The sequence below is a fragment of the Streptomyces sp. NPDC002742 genome (assembly GCF_042888885.1).
Lineage (GTDB): Bacteria > Actinomycetota > Actinomycetes > Streptomycetales > Streptomycetaceae > Streptomyces.
In genome coordinates, this window is record NZ_JBIAQF010000002.1 from 274104 (window position 1) to 293715 (window position 19612).

Consider the following 19612-nt stretch of genomic DNA (forward strand, 5'->3'; position numbering starts at 1 on the left):
AAGGGGAGTGAGGGAGCGGATGGCCGAGGCGTACGTCTTGACAGGTTTCGGGGGCCCGGAGGAATCGGCGAACCCTCCCGGCCGTCATCCCCTCGACAATCCGGCCCTCGGCTCTCTCACCGGGCCCCACGCCCACTTCGCCGAGCGGCGTGGACGCGTCCTGCGCTACCCCGTGGACGTGTCTCCGTGGCTGGCGCTGCCCGACGACCCCGACGACGGTGACTGGGCGGATCTCGCCGCCCTGGTGGGGCCCGGGGGCGAGGCGCCGCTGGCGGGGTTCGGCGGGCGGATCCCGGACGGCTGGGAGGTGATTTTCAGCCTCGACGGCGTCCAGCTCGTCGACGACGGACTCGCCGCGGCACCGGACACCGAGGTGGTGGTACTCGGCCCCGAGGACGTGCCGGACATGCTCGACCTGGTGGACCGGACCCGCCCCGGCCCCTTCCTGTCACGCACCGTCGAACTCGGCACGTATCTCGGGATCCGCCGGGACGGCGCCCTGATCGCCATGGCGGGCGAGCGGCTCCGGCCACCGGGCTGGACCGAGATCAGCGCGGTCTGCACCGACCCCGCCCACCGGGGAGAGGGGCTGGCCACGCGCCTGATCCTGGCCGTCGCCCACGGTATCCGTGCCCGCGGCGAGACCCCGTTCCTGCACACCGCCGCGGGCAACACCGGTGCCATCCGCCTCTACGAGTCGCTGGGCTTCCGGCTGCGCCGCGGGACCCGCTTCATGGCCGCGCGGGTGCCCGAGCATCTGGGCGACGGCCGGACCGTGGGCGTGGGATGACACCCGTGCGCGGCGGGACGACATCGCGCCGCCGTGTGGTGACATCGGGCCGCCGCGGGACGACACTGTGCCCTGATCCGCAGGAAGCCGCCGGGAAGCCACCCTGAAACCACCGGGACGTGGCGACGTAGGGACGTCGGGTCAGTCTCTCGGCGGAGACGCTTCCGGCTTCTCCGCGGCGGTGTCGCTGTCGGTGGCTGTGCCGTTGTCGGTGGCTGTGCCGTTGTAACGCTGCACGTACGAGGCGAAGCGGGCGAGGTCCTCCACCGACCAGTCCGTGAGCCGCTCGCGGAAGGCCACCCGGCGGCTGCGGGTCACCTGCGCCAGGATCTCCGTGCCCGCCGCTGTCAGATGCAGTACCTGGACGCGGTGGTCCTCGGGATCCATCCGCCGGTCGATCAGCCCGGCACGCTCCAGCGCCGCCACCTGACGGCTCACCGTGGACTTGTCCAGCGCGTAGTGCTCGGCGAGATCCGTGGCCCGGCAGCCGCCGACCTCCTCCAGATGACCGAGGAGGGTGTACGAGACCAGGGACAGCTCGGGATGCATGCGCCCCGCCGAGGCGCGGGCTCGCCGGGCGAACACGGTCATCTCCCGTTGGATGATCTCCACGGCCGCGTCGGCCTTCACCCCGTCGGCCGGTGTCCCGGGGGTGACCGCGCACTCACCGGATCCCTCGGATGCCATCACGGGACCTCGCTTCCTTCCCTGGTTGCATAGTACAACTCGACTGAAGGGGGAGGTGGCCGCACAGGCCGACCGACGAGGATCCGGCGGTCACCGGTCCGCACCCGTCGGCTGATCGTTCCTGTAGGGTGGCCGTTCCGGCCGTGGACAGTCTCGGCCGATGAGTTGCCGAGGAGGTGAGACCCATTACCGCTGTGTCAGGTCGGGTGCTCTCCTCTCCAGGCAAGGTGGTCACCGTCTCCGGGTGACCGTGGGAGCGCCCTTCGGCTCGTCGAAAGGCTCTCGGCTTCATGCCTCCTCTCTCTCCTGATGTTCCTGACGCGGCAGACCCCTTGGTCGCCGCGCTCCGCTCCGCCGGTTGTGTCTTCGCCGAGGACGAGGCGGAGTTGATCCTCTCCGCCGCCCGCACCCCGGACGAGGCCGCCGCGATGGTGGACCGGCGCGTCGCGGGACTGCCCCTCGAACACGTCCTCGGCTGGGCCGAGTTCCACGGTCTGCGCATCACCCTCGACCCCGGCGTCTTCGTGCCGCGCCGCCGCACCGAGTTCCTCGTCGAGCAGGCCGTCGCGCTCGCGCGCGAAGCGTCCGTCGTGGTGGACCTGTGCTGCGGCTCGGGTGCGGTCGGCGCCGCGCTGGCCGCGTCCCTCGGCGGGCCCGAACTGCACGCCGCCGACATCGACCCGGCCGCGGTGGCCTGTGCCCGCCGCAATGTCGCGCCGTTCGCCGGCCAGGTCCACGAGGGGGACCTCTTCGCCGCGCTGCCCGTCACTCTGCGCGGCCGCGTCGACGTCCTGGCCGCCAACGTGCCGTACGTCCCGACCGACGAGGTCGGCCTGCTGCCGGCGGAGGCCCGGGACCACGAACCCCTGGTCGCCCTCGACGGCGGCGCGGACGGACTCGACCTCGTGCGCCGGGTGGCCGCCGAGGCACCGCGGTGGCTGGCCCGCGGAGGCTGCCTCCTCGTCGAGACGAGCGAGCGTCAGGCACCCACGGCCGTCGAGGCCTTCGCCCGCGGCGGACTGATCGTGCGACTGGCGGTCTCGGAGGAGAGGTACGCCAACGTGGTGATCGGGGTGAAGCCCTGACCGGCGCTCGAAGCCCTGCCGGGTGGGCCGGTGCGGGCGACATGCCGCGTTCGGGCCCTGATCGGCCGATTGTGCCGTCCCGCGCGCCACACTCTGGCTGACCGCAGTTGCCAGAGGGAGGCCGAACGTGAGCAGTGCCCCCGAGAAGTTCGACGCGTGGGACATCAAGGAGTCGGGGCCCGCCGACGCGAGCACCAGGGTGTTGCTGCTGCCCGGCGGGATGTGCAGTACCGCGTTCTACGACGACCTGATGGCCGCACCGCCGCTCGCCACCGCGCCGGTGCGGCTGGTGGCCGCGACCCTTCCCGGGCACGCGGGCACCACGCCGCCGCGTGATCTCTCCATGGAGAACTACGCGGCGCTGGCGGGAGCCCTGGCCGCCGAGCGCGGCTGCGGCGTAGTGGTCGGGCACAGCATCGGTGCCAATGTCGCCCTGGAGATGGCGGCGGGCGGGCACTTCGCCGGACCTGTCGTCCTGCTGTCCCCGGCGTTCTCGGCGTCCGACGAGGACAAGGCGCTGGCGATCGCCAACAGCCTCGGGCGGGTGCCGGGCGTCGGGATGCTGGCCTGGGCCGGCCTGCTCAAGCTGACGCCCCGGGTCATGGTGAGCCGTCTGCCACCGGCCCGCCGCGAAGAGCTGACCGCCGAGTTCGAGAAGAACGATCCTGCGTTCTGCCGCCAGGTGATCCGGCACTACTTCGACTATCTGGACCGGTACCGGGACCTGGTCGCCCGGCTCCGTGACTCGGGTGTGCCCGCCTGGGTCGTGCGCGGCGACCACGACGACGTCGGACTGTCGGAGGAGGAGCGGGCCGGACTCGAGGCCATTCCCGACGTGACGATGGTCTCGGTCCCCGACGCGGGCCATCTGGTGATGGTCGACCAGCCGGTGGCGGTGGCCGAAGTCGTGGCCCAGGCGACTCTCGGCTGACCTTCGTCCGGCCTCGCGCCGGGCGTTCCCGATGCTCTGGCCGGGTCTTCGTCCGGCCCGAGCCGGGCGGTCCCGAGGCTCCGCGTCGAACGTTCCTCCGTCCTGACGCCGGGCCTTCGTCCGGACTGGCGCCGAGCGCCCCTCAGGCTCCGGGCCGAGCTTCCCTCCGGCCCGAGCGGAGGGATCCCGGGTCTCCGTGCCGAGTGATCCTCCTCATTGTGCAACTAGTTGCACAATGCGTGGCCCGTCGTCTACAACAGACGTACGACACCGCGCACGGAGGGCCCGATGAGCCGTTACCCGCATCTGCTGAACCCGCTCGACCTGGGCTTCACAACGCTGCCCAACCGCGTGCTCATGGGCTCCATGCACGTGGGTCTGGAGGAGGCCGAGCGCGGCTTCGAGCGCATGGCGGAGTTCTACGCCGCCCGCGCGCGAGGCGGCGTCGGCCTGATCGTCACCGGCGGCATCGCGCCCAACGACGCGGGCAGGCCCTACGAGGGCGGCGCCAAGCTGACCACCGAGGCCGAGGCCGGACAGCACGCCGAGATCACCGCCGCGGTGCACCGTGAGGGCGGGAAGATCGCGATGCAGATCCTGCACTTCGGGCGGTACGCCTACCACCAGGACCTGGTCGCCCCCAGCGCGCTCCAGGCACCGATCAGCCCCTTCCCGCCGCACGAACTCAGCGACGCCGAGATCGAGCAGACCGTCGACGACTACGCGCGCGCCGCCCGCCTCGCCCGGCAGGCCGGCTACGACGGCGTCGAGATCATGGGCTCCGAGGGCTACCTCATCAACGAGTTCATCGCCCTGCAGACCAACCGGCGCGACGACCGCTGGGGCGGCTCGTACGAGAACCGGATGCGCTTCCCCGTCGAGATCGTCCGCCGCGTACGCGAGGCCGTCGGCGACGACTTCATCATCATCTACCGTCTGTCGATGCTCGACCTGGTGCCCGGCGGCTCCTCGCTGGACGAGGTCATCACGCTCGCCCGGGCCGTCGAGGCCGCCGGAGCGACGATCATCAACACCGGCATCGGCTGGCACGAGGCCCGTATCCCCACGATCGCGACCTCGGTGCCGCGCGGCGCGTACGCCTGGGTGACCAAGAAGGTCATGGGCTCCGTCTCGATCCCGCTGGTGACCACCAACCGCATCAACACCCCCGAGATCGCTGAGCAGTTGCTCGCCGACGGCCACGCGGACATGGTCTCGCTGGCCCGGCCGATGCTCGCCGACCCCGACTTCGTCGCGAAGGCCGAAGCCGGACGTCCGGAGGCCATCAACACCTGCATCGGGTGCAACCAGGCCTGCCTCGACCACACCTTCAGCGGCAAGATCACCTCCTGTCTGGTCAACCCGCGCGCCTGCCACGAGACGGAGTTGGTCCTCGCGCCGACCCGGCTGCGCAAGACCGTCGCCGTCGTGGGCGCCGGGCCCGCCGGACTCGCCTGCGCCGTCAGCTCGGCCGAACGCGGCCACGACGTCACCCTGTTCGACGCCGCGGGCGACATCGGCGGCCAGCTCAACGTGGCCCGCAAGGTCCCCGGCAAGCAGGAGTTCGACGAGACCATCCGCTACTTCCGCACCCAGCTCGAACTGCACGGCGTGGACGTCCGGTTGAACACCCGGGCCACCGTGGAGACGCTGGAGGCCTTCGACGAGGTCGTCGTCGCCACCGGCGTCAGCCCGCGCACCCCGGAGATCCCCGGCGTCGACCACCCGAGCGTCGTCGGCTACCTCGACGTGCTGCGCGACGGAGCCCCCGTCGGCGACCGCGTCGCCATCCTCGGCGCCGGCGGCATCGGCTTCGACGTCGCCGAGTTCATCACCGACGGCGGCGACAAGGCGAGCGAGGACCCGCAGACGTACTTCCGCAACTGGGGCGTCGACATGGACTACCGGGCGCCCGGCGGTCTCACCGCTCCGGAACGGCCCGCCCCGCCGCGCACCGTGCACCTTCTCCAGCGCAAGGCGTCCAAGGTCGGAGCCGGACTCGGCAAGACCACCGGCTGGATCCACCGCACCGAGCTCAAGCACCGCGGCGTCACCATGGTTCCGGGCGTTCAGTACGACCGGATCGACGACGCCGGACTGCACGTCACCGTCGACGGGCACAGCCAGGTCCTGGAGGTCGACACGATCGTGCTGTGCACCGGGCAGGAGCCCCGCCGCGACCTGTACGACGCGCTGCGCGCCACCGGCCGCGGCGTCCACCTCATCGGCGGCGCCGACGTGGCCGCGGAGCTGGACGCGAAGCGGGCCATCAAGCAGGGCACCGAGCTGGCGGCGGCGCTCTAGGCCACCGCAGGAAACGAACCGCGGGAGGGCTGTCGCGGTGTCCGGTGAACCACGGCCGGGCACCGGGCAGCGCCCGCGGCCCTCCCTAGGATGACCCCATGTCACTCCCGCACGCGATCCTCACCGCCCTGCTCGAGAAGCCCTCGTCGGGCCTCGAACTGACCCGGCGGTTCGACAAGTCGATCGGCTACTTCTGGTCGGCGACGCATCAGCAGATCTATCGCGAGCTGGGCAAACTGGAGGCCGAGGGGTACATTCGGGCGCTGCCCCCGGAGCAGCACGCCCGGGGCCAGAAGAAGACCTACGAAGTCCTGCCCGCGGGCCGCGCCGAACTCGCCCGCTGGACCGCCACCTCGCAGGACCCGAAGCCGTTGCGCGACACCATGCTGTTGCGCCTGCGCGCCGCGGCCGTCGTCGGCACCGAGGGCATCGAGGCCGACCTGCGCCGCCATCTCGCTCTGCACCGGCGCCAGTTGGCCGAGTACGAAGAGATCCAGGACCGGGACTTCCCGCCGGAGAAGAGCACCCCCGAAGACCGTCTGCGGCACCTCGTCCTGCGGGCCGGCATCGACCTGGAGACCTTCTGGACCCAGTGGCTGACCCACGCCCTGGCGGAGTTCGAAAGCATGCCGGGGCGCGACCAGGACTCTGCGTCATGACCGGCCGGACAGTCCTGGCGGCCGATCATGACCGGAGTCGACGGAACGGCCGCCCGTCGCGACGGACTTCGTGTCAGAGCCGGTGGGGCTTGGACCGGCGGCGCAGGAACCACGCGGCCGCCACCGTGCCGGTCACGACCAGGGCCGCGCCGCCCACGACCGTGGCCGTGCCGTAGTCCTTCACGGCTCCGCCGAGGCCGCCCATGACGCCGCGCGACGGCGAGGGGGAAACCGTCGTCGAGATCGTGGGAGTCGCGGGAGGCGCGGTGGGCGCGACGATGATCGACTGGGTGCCCGCCGTCGTGCCGTCCTGGCAGACGACGATGACCGTGAAGGTGCCGGGGCCCACGCCTGTCCAGGCCGCCGACTGGTTGTTGCTCGTCCCGGTGAGCGACATCTGCCGCCCCTGGGCGAAGTTCGACTGCCCGCTGGAGAGCAGCGAGGCGTCGCCGAAACTGCTTCCGTTGCTCGGGCAGGCGCTGGTGGTGACCGAGACCGAGGTGCCACTGGTGCTCACGGAGATCCCGGAACCCCATGCGACGGCCGCCGGGGCGGCCAGGGTGAGCGGAAGCGCAGCGGTGGCGGCCACGGTCAGGCCGGAGCGGAGAAGTGTCTGACTGGTACGCATAGGAACTGCCCTCCAGCGGCACGGTTGGCGGTACATCCCATGCGCCGCCGAGGATCGGAGGGCCCGTGCTGCCTCAGTGCGAGCCAATGCGCCCCGGACCGGGCCCGCATGCGGACGGGGACCGGGCAGGTGACGAATTCCATCGTCCGGCGGACTGCCGGTGCACTGCCGACGCGCCAGGGGGCCCGCTTCCTCAGCGGGTCGGCCGCTGCCCCGTCGTGACAGAACGCTCCGCGGAGAAGCCGCCCCAGGTGCCGTCGGGCAGCTTCGCCCGGATCCGTACCCGGTGCGTCACGTCCGCCTCCCGGCCGATGTAGAAGCTGTAGGAGCAGGTGCCGTGGGGCGGACTTCCGCCCCAGACGAGCGAGGTCACGGGACGCCCGTCGAGATGGATCCGGTACTCCGTGATCACTCCGTCGACCTCGGGCGCGGTCCAGGAGAGGTCGATGTAGTACGCCCCGTCGCTCCGGTGGGTCGTCGCCCGGAAGCCGGCCGGTGCCGTGCCCCGGCCGTCGTCGGCGCCCGGGGCGGTGGTGATCCGGACCGTGCCGCTCGGCGGCGAGACGTTGTCAGCGGCGTCACGGGCCCGCACGGTGAAGGCGTAGGCCGTGCCCGGCCGCAGCCCGGTGACCACGGTGGCCGTCTGAGCTCCGCCGACACTGTGGATCTTCGAGGTGCCCTGGTAGATGTCGTACGAGGCCACGCCCCGCGCGTCGGACGACCTTGCCCAGGACAGCTGGGCCGCCCGGTCGCCGACCGCCCTGCCGCGCGGGCTGCCGGGGCGGGTGGGCGGAGTGCCGTCGGCCGCGACCGCCGCCGGAGTGGTGGACCGCACCGGTCTGCTGGGCGGCCCCGGGACTCCGGCGGCGTTCCGGGCCCGGACGGTGAAGACGTACGAGGTGGACGGTTCGAGCCTGGTGATATCCACCATGTGCTCTGAACCGGGCACTTCCTTGACCTTGGTGGTGCCGCGATACACCTCGTAGCGGGTGATCCTCGGGTTCTCGGAGGCCAGGTTCCACATGACGTGCACGCTGGTCGCGCTGCCCGCGGTGGCGGTCACGCCCATCGGAGCGGCGGGCAGCCGTTCGCCCTGGCCCGATGTCCGGGCGCCCCATCCGCAGGACGCGAGCGCGAGCAGCGCGCCGCACACCAGCGTGCGCAGGACGGTGGGGGGAACGCTTCGCACGGGTCTGCCCTCCCTCGACGGGATTGGTCTGTACCTATAAGACACGGGTGACGCGGCCACATCAAGAGGGGCGGCACCGTTGGCCGGACTGTCGAGGGGGTACGTATGCTGATCCTGACGCGGCGTGAACTCGCCCCGCTTTCAGGGGAGTTCCTGCCCGCGGCGCGGAACGCTGTCGTCGCTGATCCCGCGCCGACGCGTGCGGTCGAGTGGCCGGAGCCGGCTGTGGCTCGGGCCCTCGGCCGTACGGCGCCCGGGGAAGTCGCCGTGCACCGTCCGGCCCCCTCCCGGTGGACGCGCCGTCGGACGCCCGCCAGATTTGGGCAAATGAGCGTCCGTATCCCCCAGGAGAGGGTCTCCCATAGTGCGTGCCCAGTCGCTGACGCTGGCCGCGGCTGCGGCAGCCGCCCTGCTGGCCTCGGCTCCGGCCGTGCTGTCCACCACCCCCACCACGGGCCGCCCCGGAAGCCCCGTCGTGCCCGTGCGGGAGGGCTCGGTCCGAGCCGCCGAACTGCTGGCGAAGCTCGTTGGCTGTGCCGTCGTCTCGCACGGGCGTTACCGCAGCGACGACGGAACCCGTGCCGAGATCCCGGTCTGCGGCACCCCGGGTGCCGTCTTCTGGAAGGCGGACATGGACATCGACTGCGACGGCAGACCGGGCCCCCTGTGCAACAGCCGTACCGACCCGCTCTTCTCCGAGTCCACGGCCTTCCAGCAGTCCGACGGCCGCTGTCTGAGTGCCGAGACGCTGCCCTACATCGTCGTCCCGGCCCCCAGTGCTGTCTGGAACTACCGGGACCACGGCATCGAGCCCGGTTCGGTGGCGGCCGTCATCTACCGGGACCGCGTCCAGTACGCCGTCGTCGGTGACACCGGCCCGGGGGACATCATCGGCGAGGCCTCGTACGCGACGGCCTCGGCGCTCGGTATCCGCCCCGATCCGCGCGGCGGCGGTACACCTTCCGGGGTCACCTACATCGTCTTCAGGAACTCGCGGGTGTCACCCATCGAGGACCACGCCGCCGCCGTGACGGCGGGGGAGCGGCTGGCCCGGAGGCTGCTGGACGGGGGATAGCCTCTGGACGGGGGATAGCCTCTGGAGCCCGGAGCCCGGAGCCCGGAGCCCGGAGCCCGGAGCCCGGCACCCGGCACCGGTCCGCCGCGGTGGCGGCGGACCCGGTGGTTTCCCGGCCGCCCAGGTCTCGCCGTCCGATTCCGGTCCGCCGCCGGAGCCCGACCGGACGTCAGACCGCCGCCCAGCCGTTGTCGACGGGCAGGATCACGCCGTTGATGTTGCTCGCCGCGTCCGAGGCGAGGAACACGATCGCGGCGGCCTGCTCCTCGGCCTCGGCGGGCCGCCCGACGTTGCCCATGTACGCGCCGAGGACGGCGGGGCCGTGGGCACCGGCCTCGAGGTCCACCGTGATGCCGGTCTTGGTACCGCCCGGGGCGATGGCGTTGGTGCGGATGCCCTTGTCCCGGTACATGACGGCGAGGGACTTGGTGAGCCCCACGATGCCGTGCTTCGAGGCGGTGTACGCGGCGCCGGCGGCGCTGCCCCGCAGGCCCGCCTCCGAGGCGGTGTTCACGACGGCACCCTTGCCGGCGGCGAGCATGTGCGGCAGCACCGCCCGGGTGAGCAGGAACGGAGCGGTGAGGTTGACCCGGATGACCCGCTCCCACTCCGCGTCGCTGACCTCGGCCACCGCCGACATACGGTCCATGATCCCGGCGTTGTTCACCAGCACGTCCACTCCGCCGAACCGCTCCACCGCGGTCGCCGTCACCCGGTCGACGACCGCCTGCTCGCTCAGGTCGCCCGTGACGGCCACGGCGCTGCCGCCGGCCCCCTCGATCTCCTTGACGACCTCCGCCGCGCCGTCGGCGTTGAGATCGGCCACGACCACCCGCGCGCCCTCGGCCGCGAAGGCGAGGGCGGTGGCACGGCCGATGCCGGAGCCCGCGCCGGTGACGATGACGCTGCGGCCGTCCAGTCCAGTGGTGCTCATGACGTTCTCCCAGAGATGCGTACGGGTGCAGCCGACGTGCTGAGCTGACACGGTACGACTTAATGTCGCTAAATGACAGAAAGTCTCGGGGAGGTGACGGAGATCGCTAGAATCACCGCAGTCCCGGGCAGTATCCGCAGACGGAACCGAGGAGTCACCAGTGCCGGACGGCGCGATCGGCGAACGCCCAGGCCGGGGCCGCGGCCGTACCGGGCGGCCACCGCTGACCGATGAGCGCAGGGCCGAGATCCGGCTGGAGATCGCCCGCGCCGCGGTGGAACTCTTCGTGGACCAGGGCGTGGCCGCCACCACCGGGGACCAGATCGCCCAGGCCGTCGGCGTGTCCGGGCGGACCCTGTGGCGCTACTTCCCGAGCAAGGAGAGCTGCGTCAGCCCACTGTTCGCGGCCGGGATCGACGCGATCGCCGCGGCGCTGCGGACCTGGCCCGCGGACGGTCCCCTGGAGGACGCCCTGGAGCGCGCGTCCGTGAGCGCCGAGGGCCCGCTGGCGAAACCACAGCCGCCGAGGGTCCGCACCCTGCTGAGACTCACCCGCACCGAACCGGGACTGCGAGCCGTCTGGCTCCAGGCCCATGACGAGGCGGAGCCGGTCTTCGCCCGCGCCCTCGCCGACCGCGCCGGGCTGAGCGCGGTCGATCTGCGCTCGGAGATCCAGGCCGCCATGCTCAACGCGGCGCTGCGCGCGGCGGTCGAGCACTACGCGTGGCGCACCGACGAAGAGGAGCCCGATCCGGCGACGGCCCGGTCGGAGCTGGCGGCCACCATCCGCGCAGCTCTGACCGTCGCGGCGAACGGGATCTCCTGATCCCGTTCCGCGCCTCCTGTTCCGCGCCTCCTGTTCCGCGCTTCCCGTTCCTCGCTTCCCGTTCCTCGCGCTTCGCGCTTCTTGGGCCTTCCGTCCTCATACCTTCCGATAGGCGTACGCCTCCGCTGCCGCCGCCTCCACCGCCGCGAGGCCGGCGCCCGCCGAGGCCGTGACGACGGCGGCCACCGCCCCCTCGACGAAGGGGGCGTCCACCAGCCTCGTGTTGTCCGGGAGTTCGTCGCCCTCGGCCAGCAGGGCCTTGACGGTGAGCACGGCACTCCCCAGGTCGGTGAGTACGGCGATCCCGGCACCGCGGTCCACGGAGGCCGCGGCTGCGGCTATCAGCTCGGCGCTGGTGCCGAGGCCCCCGTCCGGAGTGCCGCCCGCCGGGGCCACGGGAGCGATCGTGCCGCCACCGGCCAGGCCCGTCGCCAGGTCGGCGACGGACGAGGCGACGGCGGCGCTGTGCGAGACCAGCACTATGCCGACGAGCTGTTCCTCGGTGTCACTCACCGGCCGCCTCCACGAGTGCGGCGATCAGCAGTGCCGAGGACGTGGCGCCCGGGTCCTGGTGCCCGATGCTGCGCTCGCCCAGGTAGCTCGCCCGGCCCTTGCGGGCCTGCAGGGGTGTCGTCGCGACGGCGCCCTCCTCGGCGGCGGACTTCGCCGCGGCGAACGACTCGGCCAGCGCGTCGACCGCGGGCACCAGTGCGTCGATCATGGTCTTGTCACCGGGCGCGGCTCCGCCCAGGGCCATGACCGCGTCGACGCCCGTGCGCAGCGCGTCCGTGAACTGTTCGTCGGTGACCTCGTCGGCGTCCCCGAGTGCCTTGCCGGTCCGGCGCAGCAGGGTGCCGTACAGCGGCCCGGACGCACCGCCGACCGTCGAGATCAGCTGCCTCCCGGCAAGTGTGAGGACGGCGCCGGGGGTGTCCGGAGCCTCCTTCTCCAGAGTGGCGGTCACGGCGGCGAATCCGCGCTGCAGATTGCTGCCGTGGTCGGCGTCACCGATGGGCGAGTCCAGGTCGGTGAGCCACTCCGCCTCGCGGTCCACGGACGCGGCGGTCACCGTCATCCAACGGCGGAAGAAATCGGCGTCGAGCACGGAATCTCCTTGCGTGGTACGAAAGTTGACCTGATGTCTGCCGACGTTCGCAGGGCGGCAGCCGCCACCCCCGTCAGCCGACCCCACCGTCGACCGGGCTCACCCGCACCGGTTCACAGGCCGGGTTGCTCCGGCTTGTCGTCCGGTCCAGGTGCTCCGGCTTGTCGACCGGTTCGCGTACCCGGCCCGTCGACCGGCTTGCCTGACCAGGCCCGTCGACCGGCCTCACACCCCCCAGCGCAGCCCCGGCGTCTTCACCGGCGCGTCCCACAGACGCAGCAGTTCCTCGTCCACCTGGCACAGGGTCACGGACGCCCCGGCCATGTCGAGAGAGGTGACGTAGTTGCCGACCAGGGTGCGCGCGACCGGGATGCCCCGCTCGGTCAGCACCCGTTGCACCTCCGCGTTGAAGCCGTAGAGCTCCAGCAGCGGGGTGGCGCCCATGCCGTTGACGAGGACCAGCACGGGATTGCGTGGTGCGAGATCCTCCAGGACGGCGTGCACGGAGAAGTCGGCGATCTCGCGCGAGGTCATCATCGCGCGCCGCTCCCGGCCCGGCTCGCCGTGGATACCGACGCCGAGCTCCAGCTCTCCGGGCGGCAGATCGAACGTCGGGCTGCCCTTGGCCGGAGTCGTACAGGCGCTGAGCGCGACGCCGAAACTGCGGGAGTTCTCGTTGACCTGCCGGGCCAGTGCCTCGACCGCCTCCAGGGGCGCGCCCTCCTCGGCGGCGGCGCCCGCGATCTTCTCCACGAACAGCGTCGCGCCAGTTCCGCGCCGCCCGGCCGTGTACAGGCTGTCGGTGACGGCCACGTCGTCATTGACGAGGACCTTGGCGATCCGGATGCCCTCGTCCTCGGCCAGCTCCGCCGCCATGTCGAAGTTGAGGACGTCGCCGGTGTAGTTCTTCACGATGAACAGGACGCCCGCGCCGCTGTTCACGGCGGCCGCCGCCCGCAGCATCTGGTCCGGCACCGGTGAGGTGAAGACCTCGCCCGGGCAGGCCGCCGACAGCATTCCCGGGCCGACGAATCCGCCGTGCAGCGGCTCGTGCCCGGAGCCGCCGCCGGAGACGAGGCCCACCCTTCCCGCGACCGGGGCGTCCCTGCGTACGATCACGCGGTTCTCGACGTCCACCGTCAGCTCCGGATGGGCTGCCGCCATACCCCGCAGCGCGTCCGCCACCACCGTCTCCGCCACGTTGATGAGCATCTTCATGGGTACCTCCTGGCGAGATCAACAGATGAGCCTCTGACCTGCGTTTCCCCTGGTCAAACCCGGTGTGGATAGTTCTTGATCCTGGTGCCTCGTGGTGTTCGTCGTCGGACTGTGGCGGTGCTGATGCTGACCTGCTGCTGACTTTCGTGATGGCCTGTCAGTTGCGCTGGGCTGTCGGATCCGGGTCGGCGGGAGTGCTGTCATTTGCAGTATCGACCTTGCGGCAGCGAAGGTCACGTGCGCGGACACTCGGGTATGCGTGCGCATGTTCGAACTGCTCTGTCGTCCATGTCCACACCACCCCTCGTTGCGACCTCCCCCAGAGTTCTTCGCTGAGGTCGGCACGGACCGGGCGCACGGCGGTTCCATCCGGCGCCGCTGGGTCGCAGGAATTCTTGAAACAATGCCAGTCGAGCCGCACGGCGACCCTGCTCGGCCATTCCCGGGGCTTTCGTCAGGCTGATCGACCATCTGATGAGCTCCGTCGACGCTCTCAATGAGGGGTCTGATCGTCCGAACGTTCTTGACCGGCTCAAACAGGTGCCGCTGCAGGAGGGCTTCGAAGCCCCCTGTGCCGACGAGGGGTACTGCTGTCTCCGCCGTTCCGGCGACTCGGCTTCCGTCGGTCAGTGCAGCTGGGCACAGGGATGTGGCGCTGGAGTACGACAAGGACATCTGGATGCGTTTCCACGCTACCCACGCGGCACTTTCTGCATTTCGGAATTCAGGTGAATCGAGGGAATCGGTCCTGACGCGCGGGGGTGGCGAGAGTCGGTAACGCCAACATCGCAGGGAATCGCGATCAAGCGCTCGTGGTGCTTTCCCGTGAGATCATCGATCCCGAGACCAATGGGAGAGTTCTCGTCGACCATCCTTTCATTGTGGCTGGCGGTGAAATCACCAGGTGATACGGAATTGAATGGATGCAGGTCCTTATCGGTGGCCGCGTTAGCCTCGGGCTTTCACGAGGGGCTTGTGCGGGTCTTGATCAGACAGGCTAAGAGTGCTTCTTAACTGCAACGATGGGACTTGCCGGGGGTTCTGGCAGCTGCAAGGGAAGAAGCACTCTCCAGGTGAACAAGCGCATCAGGTCGTATCCGCACGTCCGCGTCCAGGGCGACGGGGCCGGGGTGCTCTCGCAGGCCGGTGGGGTGCTGCTGGTGGAGACGGTCCGTGAGGCCGGGCTGGATACGGCGATGACGGCGCGCTGGCCCCGTGGCGCAAGCCGCGGGCGGTGCATGATCCGGGCAAGGTCCTGCTGGACCTCGCTCTGGCGGTGGCACTGGGCGGGGACTGCCTGTCGGATGTGGCGATGCTGCGGGCCGAGCCGCAGATGTTCGGCTCGGTGGCTTCCGATCCCACCGTCTCGCGGCTGGTCGACACCCTGGCCACCGCCGGCTCACGCGCGCTGACGGCAATCCGCCGGGCAAGGGCCGAAGTCCGCGGACGGGTCTGGAAGTTGGATGCCCCCGATGCCCCCGATGCGGGCGGCCAGGTGATCGTGGACATCGACGGTGTCCTGGTCCTGGCGCACTCCGAGAAGCAGGACGCCGCCGCGACCTGGAAGCGGACCTTCGGGCATCATCCGCTGGTTGCGTTCGTCGACCACGGCCAGGCCGGGCCGGGGAGCCGGTGGCCGGGTTGCTGCGGCCGGGCAACGCCGGGAGTAACACCGCTGCCGACCACGTCACCACCATGAAGCTGGCGCCGGCCCAGTTGCCGAAGCCCTATCGGCGCGGCCGGCGGACCCTGATCCGCACCGACTCCGCCGGCGGCACACACGACTTCCTGAACTGGCTGACCGCGTCCGGCCGATGGTTGTCCTACTCGGTCGGAATGACGATCACCGATGCCGTCCACCACGCCGTTCTTCAGGTTCCGGCCTCGGCCTGGACCCCTCTTGCGCGTCAGTCCGGCAGCCAGTGCAGCTCGTGCGCCAGGGTTTTGGCGACGGCACGGACGCGGCGGTGTAGCGGCGACTGCTCGCGTGGGAGGACCAGGTGGATCGTCAGGCTGGGCGCGCCCCGCAGCGGTCGCCAGGTGAGACCGGCCGGTTGTGCCGTGACCGCGGTTTCTCCGGCCGGGGCGAGGGTGACCCCGTCGCGCAGGTCGCGCTGAGACATGTCGAAAGAGACTGCGGGCGTGTGGAATCGGGGGTGTGGTCGGGTGTCCCGGAACAGTGCGGACAGCTGATCGTGGATCACGGGGTTGGCCGCACGGTCCGGGAGTCGCAGCGGATACGCGGCCGCGTCGGCGATCTCGATCTCCGGGTGTTCGGCCAGCGGATGGTGCTGCGCCAGCTGGACCCCGACGCGCACACGTCGCAGCAGGAACCGGCGCACGCCACGGCCCGGCTGTTCACCGCGGGTGATCCCGGCATCGATGCGGCCGTCGGCGACCGCGGGGGAGATCTCCGGTGTCGCCATCGGGACCGCGCCGACCTCAAGTCCGCTGTTGCCGCGAATCAGCCTGTCCACCAGGGCCGGTGCCGTCTCGGCCCCGGCGCTGAGGCTGTATCCGATGCGCAGCGTGCCCAGTTCACCGGCCGCCGCGCTCCGGGCGGTGTCCCATGCCCGGTCCAGCGCCGCCAGCGCGGGCGGCGCGGACTCCGCCAAAGCCGCACCGGCCGTGGTCAATACGACGCTACGCGTGTTGCGGACCAGCAGGGCCGTACCGAGTTCCGCCTCCAATCGGCGCATCCGGGCGCTGAGCGCGGGCTGTGCGATACCGATCCGTGCGGCGGCGCGGGTGAAGTTCAACTCCTGCGCCAGCACCAGGAAGTACCGCAGGCTCACCGTATCCGGCGCCACGTGTCCTCCCTGCCGATTGATAACGATCCGTTCTGAGTCTAGCCCGTACCGGTCTTTCCCTCGACCGCACATCAAGCCCTAACCTGCGCATATGACGATTCAACCGACCGCAGTACCCGTCGCCGGGATCGATCGATCTGCGTGTCAATTCGAAGTCGGACGTGTCCGGCCGAACACAGGAGGTTTCCATGGCTAAGGGCTACTGGGTCAGTGTCTACCCCGCCATTTCCGACCCTGAGAGGCTGACTGCCTACGACGAACTGGCCCGTCCGGCTGTCCAGGCCGGGGGCGGGCGCCTCCTGTCCCGTGGCGGTCAAGTCGTCGCCCACGAGGCCGGAATCACGCAACGCGTCGTTCTGATCGAGTTCGCCAGCTTTGAACAGGCCGTCGCGGCATACGAGAGCGAGGCATACCAGAAGGCACTGGTGGCCTTCCCCGGCGGCGTCGAGCGCGACTTCCGCATCATCGAAGGCATCGACTGACCGGCGGCCCAGCCATCGCTGAGCATCCGTCACCTGATACGCACACGGTGCTGAACGACGACTCACGAGACGAGTTCGAAGCCATGCCCCTCGTCCCAGAACGACGTGACCGGTCTGCGCAAGGCCAGCACCTCAATAGATCAACATCACGGCGGGCCGTACCGCCGATCTCCTCACCGCCTGGGCGTTCAGTGGCGAGCTCAACCTCGGCATCCGCATCGTGCTGGAGGAAGCGATCCGGGATCAGCGCCACCGTACCCGGCCGGCCGATCCGGCAACTGAGTAGACGTACATGACCAGCCCAGCGGGGCTGGCACGCCCCATCGCCTAGATAGCGGCAGGCTGCTGCTGAAGCGATCGACGCCGCGTCAGCGCAGTGCGACCTCGCCGGCGTGTACGGCGCGCAGGGCGCGCTCGACGGTCTCCTGGCTTTCACCGACCGGGGCCACGTAGCCGAGGACGTCGCGTACGGCGTCCTCCCCGAGCGTGCGGGTCATCACCCACGTGGCCAGGTACTGGGAGGCCAGGCAGCCGCCTGCCGTGGCGATGTTCCCCTCGGCGTGGAACGGCGTGTCCAGCACCGTGACGTCGCATGCCTCTACGAAGGGCCTGCTCTTCACGTCCGTGCTCACCGGCATGCCGTTCAGCAATCCGAGCCGAGCGAGGACCAGCGCTCCGGAGCACTGTGCGCCGATCAGCTGTCGCGACGGGTCGAGCGACAGTCGGGAGATCAGGCGGTCGTCGGCGACCACCTCGCGCGCCTTCACCCCGCTGCCGATCAGCACGGTATCCGCTTCGGTCACGAACTCCATCGGGCGCTGTCCGGTCACCTCGACACCGTTCATCGACGTGACGACCGGCGTCGGTGTCGTGATGAAGGCCTCCAGGCCGTTCTTCCGGCACCGGTTGATCAACGCGGAGGCGATGAAGCTGTCGAGCTCGTTGAATCCGTCAAAGGTGACCACGGCTACCTGGTGCATGGCATCTCCCCGAAGCACGGCACTGGATGTACAGCATCTCAGGCGATCCGAACGCAGGTCGCAGGCCAATCGGCAGGCGGTGGCCATGTCCGTTCGTGATGCAGTTGTCGAGGTCTGCCATGCCATTGGAGAGTGGAAGCCAGTCGTGCGGCCGACATCCGCCACGACCGCGAGGTCGATGCGGGGCCCGTCGCCGCGGAGAGGAACCGAGCGGCATGGCATCCACACTGAGCGTGAACGTTTTCACAGCGCCGGAGAAGGCGCTGGTAGCCGACCGGTCCCGGCCCTTCGGCCCGCCGCCAGCCTGGGATCCGATGACTTCCACCCTGGTCTTCGGCGAGTTCGACGCTGTTCTGGTCGACGCCCTCACCACGGCCGCCGAGGCCGAGGCCCTGGCGGCCTGGGTACAGCTGCATCACCGCAACCTGACCACGATCTACATCACCCATGGTCACCTGGACCACTTCGCCGGTCTCAGCGTGCTGCTGCACCACTTCCCTCACGCCCGCGCCATCGCCACCGCGAAGACGGTCGAATACGCGCGTAAGCAGGTCGAGCGGCTGCCGGTCTACCGTGAACTGTGGCCCGGCCAGCTACCGGACACCATCACTGTGCCCGAACCGGGGACGGAGGAGACCTTCTCACTGGAGGGCCACGAGCTGCGGATCATCGAGCAGGGGCAGACCGACGCCGTCGACTCCACCTCCCTGCACGTGCCCTACCTGGACCTCGTCGTCGGCGGAGACGTCGTCTACAACCGGTGCCATGTGTTCGTCGCCGCCACGACGCCCGAGAGTCGCGAGAACTGGATCGCCGCGCTGGACCGCCTCGCCGCCCTCAGCCCGAAGATCGCGGTCGCCGGCCACAAGAAGCCGGGCGCCCCCGACACTCCCGACATCATTCCGCAGACCAGGCAGTACCTCACCGACTTCGGCCGCCTCCAGCAGGAGACCAGCAGCGACCAAGAGCTCTATGACGCCATGACCGAGCGGTATCACGACTGGGTCAGCCACCAGGCGTGGCTGATGTTCGGCTTTTAGCAGGGCAACGAGTCAGCTGTCAGTGGGGAAGTCCGCCACGGCCTTGCCGAGGTCGCGTTCGAGCTCCCCAGGACTCTGCAAGCCGCGCCCGGCGAGGTGGTCCAGGCGCTCACGGCTCTCGGGCCGGGCGATCAGGCTCTGGAATGTCACGGCGTCGGAGCGGACGTGAGCGGCCGATGCCAGCGTGAGGTCGTTGACGGCACGCTTGGCCGCTTGCACCCCTTCCGGCGGGAAGCCGGCGATCCGTGTCGCCAGCCGTTCGACGAAGCCGTCCAGTTCGGCGTCGGGCAGGGCACGGTTGATCCAGCCGTAGCGCTCGGCGGTGTCGGCATCGAAGTCGTCGGCACTGACGATGGCCTCGATGGCGCGGGTCCGGCCGAGCCGACGGGCCAGGTGCTGGACACCACCCGCGCCAGGCAGGGCACCGGTGCCGACCTCGAACTGCCCGAAGACCGCCCTCTCACGCGAGGCGAAGATCATGTCGCACGCCAGGGCGAGTTCGTTGCCGCCACCGCGGGCCCGCCCGCGGACCTTGGCGATGGTGATCACCGGAACCTGCGCCAGCTTGTGCAGGAGCATTCCGAGTGAAGCATCGCCAGGGCCACCCGCCTTCGCGGCCTCCGCGGTGTATTGCGGGACGGCCGTGAGGTCCACATGCGCGGAGAAATAGTCGGGCGAAGCGCTGTCGATGACAACGACGCGCACGTCACCCGGGTCGGCGTACAGCATGTCGACCAGGGAGACCAGGTCACGGACCAGGTCGACACCGACAAGGATGAGGGTGCCCGCGTCGAGGGTGGCGGACAGGACGCCGCCCTCCAGCCGGGTCCGGATCGACGGATGGTCGACGCTCATGATGGAGCTCCTGG

The 19612-nt window shown here is 70.4% G+C and carries 19 protein-coding genes and 1 pseudogene; 10 read left to right on the forward strand and 10 right to left on the reverse strand.

The features are described 5' to 3' along the window. Positions 1–19 precede the first annotated feature (19 nt). Complete coding sequence (locus ACFYW8_RS03980; protein ID WP_389067462.1) at positions 20–790, forward strand: GNAT family N-acetyltransferase; 771 nt, start codon at positions 20–22, stop codon at positions 788–790. Positions 791–931: 141 nt separating this feature from the next. On the opposite strand, the gene ACFYW8_RS03985 is transcribed toward ACFYW8_RS03980, so the two are convergent. Beyond that, positions 932–1477 (reverse strand): MarR family winged helix-turn-helix transcriptional regulator, encoded by a 546-nt coding sequence (locus tag ACFYW8_RS03985; protein WP_389067466.1) that lies wholly within the window; start codon positions 1475–1477, stop codon positions 932–934. A 290-nt stretch (positions 1478–1767) separates the two neighbouring features. Between ACFYW8_RS03985 and ACFYW8_RS03990 the strand changes: the two genes are divergently transcribed. The 4 genes from ACFYW8_RS03990 to ACFYW8_RS04005 all read left to right on the forward strand — a co-directional run bounded on the left by ACFYW8_RS03990 (position 1768) and on the right by ACFYW8_RS04005 (position 6456). Then, positions 1768–2562, forward strand: coding sequence for a putative protein N(5)-glutamine methyltransferase (locus ACFYW8_RS03990; RefSeq protein WP_365875420.1), 795 nt, complete (start codon positions 1768–1770; stop codon positions 2560–2562). Positions 2563–2689: 127 nt separating this feature from the next. Next, the gene (locus tag ACFYW8_RS03995; protein WP_389067473.1) at positions 2690–3493 is read left to right on the forward strand and encodes an alpha/beta fold hydrolase; all 804 of its coding nucleotides are present in this window, start codon (positions 2690–2692) and stop codon (positions 3491–3493) included. Between the two features lie 288 nt (positions 3494–3781). Next, positions 3782–5797: an FAD-dependent oxidoreductase gene (locus ACFYW8_RS04000; protein ID WP_389067478.1), complete on the forward strand. Its 2016-nt coding sequence runs from the start codon at positions 3782–3784 to the stop codon at positions 5795–5797. 98 nt (positions 5798–5895) lie between these two features. Next, a complete protein-coding gene (locus ACFYW8_RS04005) occupies positions 5896–6456 on the forward strand; it encodes a PadR family transcriptional regulator (RefSeq protein ID WP_389067483.1) in 561 nt (186 codons plus the stop codon). 73 nt (positions 6457–6529) lie between these two features. Here ACFYW8_RS04005 and ACFYW8_RS04010 read toward each other — a convergent pair whose 3' ends face one another. Next, positions 6530–7084, reverse strand: a complete 555-nt coding sequence (locus ACFYW8_RS04010) for a hypothetical protein (RefSeq protein ID WP_389067487.1) — start codon at positions 7082–7084, stop codon at positions 6530–6532. A 193-nt stretch (positions 7085–7277) separates the two neighbouring features. Continuing rightward, entirely contained in the window at positions 7278–8273 is a 996-nt protein-coding gene (locus ACFYW8_RS04015) for a fibronectin type III domain-containing protein (RefSeq protein ID WP_389067492.1), read from the reverse strand. Between the two features lie 364 nt (positions 8274–8637). Here ACFYW8_RS04015 and ACFYW8_RS04020 point away from each other — a divergent pair, with 364 nt between their 5' ends. Beyond that, positions 8638–9348 carry a glycoside hydrolase family 75 protein gene (locus ACFYW8_RS04020; protein WP_389067496.1) on the forward strand — a complete coding sequence of 237 codons (711 nt, stop codon included), beginning with the start codon at positions 8638–8640 and terminating at the stop codon, positions 9346–9348. A 169-nt stretch (positions 9349–9517) separates the two neighbouring features. On the opposite strand, the gene ACFYW8_RS04025 is transcribed toward ACFYW8_RS04020, so the two are convergent. Further along, a complete protein-coding gene (locus ACFYW8_RS04025; RefSeq protein ID WP_365875434.1) occupies positions 9518–10282 on the reverse strand; it encodes a glucose 1-dehydrogenase in 765 nt (254 codons plus the stop codon). Positions 10283–10442: 160 nt separating this feature from the next. On the opposite strand from ACFYW8_RS04025, the gene ACFYW8_RS04030 reads away from it, so the two are divergent. Then, entirely contained in the window at positions 10443–11108 is a 666-nt protein-coding gene (locus tag ACFYW8_RS04030; protein ID WP_389067503.1) for a TetR/AcrR family transcriptional regulator, read from the forward strand. Between the two features lie 96 nt (positions 11109–11204). Here ACFYW8_RS04030 and ACFYW8_RS04035 read toward each other — a convergent pair whose 3' ends face one another. From ACFYW8_RS04035 to dhaK, 3 genes are all read right to left on the reverse strand, one after another. Then, the gene (locus tag ACFYW8_RS04035) at positions 11205–11621 is read right to left on the reverse strand and encodes a PTS fructose transporter subunit IIA (RefSeq protein ID WP_365875438.1); all 417 of its coding nucleotides are present in this window, start codon (positions 11619–11621) and stop codon (positions 11205–11207) included. Then, positions 11614–12213 (reverse strand): dihydroxyacetone kinase subunit DhaL, encoded by a 600-nt coding sequence (gene dhaL, locus ACFYW8_RS04040; RefSeq protein ID WP_389067510.1) that lies wholly within the window; start codon positions 12211–12213, stop codon positions 11614–11616. Before dhaL ends, ACFYW8_RS04035 begins: the two co-directional genes overlap by 8 nt. 225 nt (positions 12214–12438) lie before the next feature. After that, complete coding sequence (dhaK, locus tag ACFYW8_RS04045; RefSeq protein WP_355854033.1) at positions 12439–13431, reverse strand: dihydroxyacetone kinase subunit DhaK; 993 nt, start codon at positions 13429–13431, stop codon at positions 12439–12441. A 1073-nt stretch (positions 13432–14504) separates the two neighbouring features. Here dhaK and ACFYW8_RS04050 point away from each other — a divergent pair. After that, a pseudogene (locus ACFYW8_RS04050) lies at positions 14505–15330 on the forward strand (IS1380 family transposase); the annotation flags it as partial. A gap of 8 nt (positions 15331–15338) precedes the next feature. Here ACFYW8_RS04050 and ACFYW8_RS04055 read toward each other — a convergent pair. After that, positions 15339–16241, reverse strand: coding sequence for a LysR family transcriptional regulator (locus ACFYW8_RS04055; RefSeq protein WP_389067517.1), 903 nt, complete (start codon positions 16239–16241; stop codon positions 15339–15341). A 188-nt stretch (positions 16242–16429) separates the two neighbouring features. Between ACFYW8_RS04055 and ACFYW8_RS04060 the strand changes: the two genes are divergently transcribed. Further along, positions 16430–16723, forward strand: a complete 294-nt coding sequence (locus ACFYW8_RS04060) for a DUF1330 domain-containing protein (RefSeq protein ID WP_389067522.1) — start codon at positions 16430–16432, stop codon at positions 16721–16723. A 368-nt stretch (positions 16724–17091) separates the two neighbouring features. Here the strand turns inward: ACFYW8_RS04060 and ACFYW8_RS04065 are convergent, their stop codons facing one another. Continuing rightward, positions 17092–17703, reverse strand: coding sequence for a DJ-1/PfpI family protein (locus tag ACFYW8_RS04065; RefSeq protein WP_365875448.1), 612 nt, complete (start codon positions 17701–17703; stop codon positions 17092–17094). Positions 17704–18017: 314 nt separating this feature from the next. On the opposite strand from ACFYW8_RS04065, the gene ACFYW8_RS04070 reads away from it, so the two are divergent. Further along, the gene (locus tag ACFYW8_RS04070) at positions 18018–18743 is read left to right on the forward strand and encodes an MBL fold metallo-hydrolase (RefSeq protein ID WP_389067529.1); all 726 of its coding nucleotides are present in this window, start codon (positions 18018–18020) and stop codon (positions 18741–18743) included. A 12-nt stretch (positions 18744–18755) separates the two neighbouring features. On the opposite strand, the gene ACFYW8_RS04075 is transcribed toward ACFYW8_RS04070, so the two are convergent. Then, the gene (locus tag ACFYW8_RS04075; RefSeq protein WP_389067534.1) at positions 18756–19598 is read right to left on the reverse strand and encodes an enoyl-CoA hydratase/isomerase family protein; all 843 of its coding nucleotides are present in this window, start codon (positions 19596–19598) and stop codon (positions 18756–18758) included. Between the last annotated feature and the right edge of the window lie 14 nt (positions 19599–19612).

Bases quoted from the DNA above. Each gene is read 5' to 3' on its own strand.
- ACFYW8_RS03980 (WP_389067462.1), top strand. From the start codon at position 20: ATGGCCGAGGCGTACGTCTTGACAGGTTTCGGGGGCCCGGAGGAATCG.
- ACFYW8_RS03985 (WP_389067466.1), bottom strand. From the start codon at position 1,477: ATGGCATCCGAGGGATCCGGTGAGTGCGCGGTCACCCCCGGGACACCG.
- ACFYW8_RS03990 (WP_365875420.1), top strand. From the start codon at position 1,768: ATGCCTCCTCTCTCTCCTGATGTTCCTGACGCGGCAGACCCCTTGGTC.
- ACFYW8_RS04000 (WP_389067478.1), top strand. From the start codon at position 3,782: ATGAGCCGTTACCCGCATCTGCTGAACCCGCTCGACCTGGGCTTCACA.
- ACFYW8_RS04005 (WP_389067483.1), top strand. From the start codon at position 5,896: ATGTCACTCCCGCACGCGATCCTCACCGCCCTGCTCGAGAAGCCCTCG.
- ACFYW8_RS04010 (WP_389067487.1), bottom strand. From the start codon at position 7,084: ATGCGTACCAGTCAGACACTTCTCCGCTCCGGCCTGACCGTGGCCGCC.
- ACFYW8_RS04025 (WP_365875434.1), bottom strand. From the start codon at position 10,282: ATGAGCACCACTGGACTGGACGGCCGCAGCGTCATCGTCACCGGCGCG.
- dhaK (WP_355854033.1), bottom strand. From the start codon at position 13,431: ATGAAGATGCTCATCAACGTGGCGGAGACGGTGGTGGCGGACGCGCTG.
- ACFYW8_RS04060 (WP_389067522.1), top strand. From the start codon at position 16,430: ATGGCTAAGGGCTACTGGGTCAGTGTCTACCCCGCCATTTCCGACCCT.
- ACFYW8_RS04065 (WP_365875448.1), bottom strand. From the start codon at position 17,703: ATGCACCAGGTAGCCGTGGTCACCTTTGACGGATTCAACGAGCTCGAC.
- ACFYW8_RS04070 (WP_389067529.1), top strand. From the start codon at position 18,018: ATGACTTCCACCCTGGTCTTCGGCGAGTTCGACGCTGTTCTGGTCGAC.
- ACFYW8_RS04075 (WP_389067534.1), bottom strand. From the start codon at position 19,598: ATGAGCGTCGACCATCCGTCGATCCGGACCCGGCTGGAGGGCGGCGTC.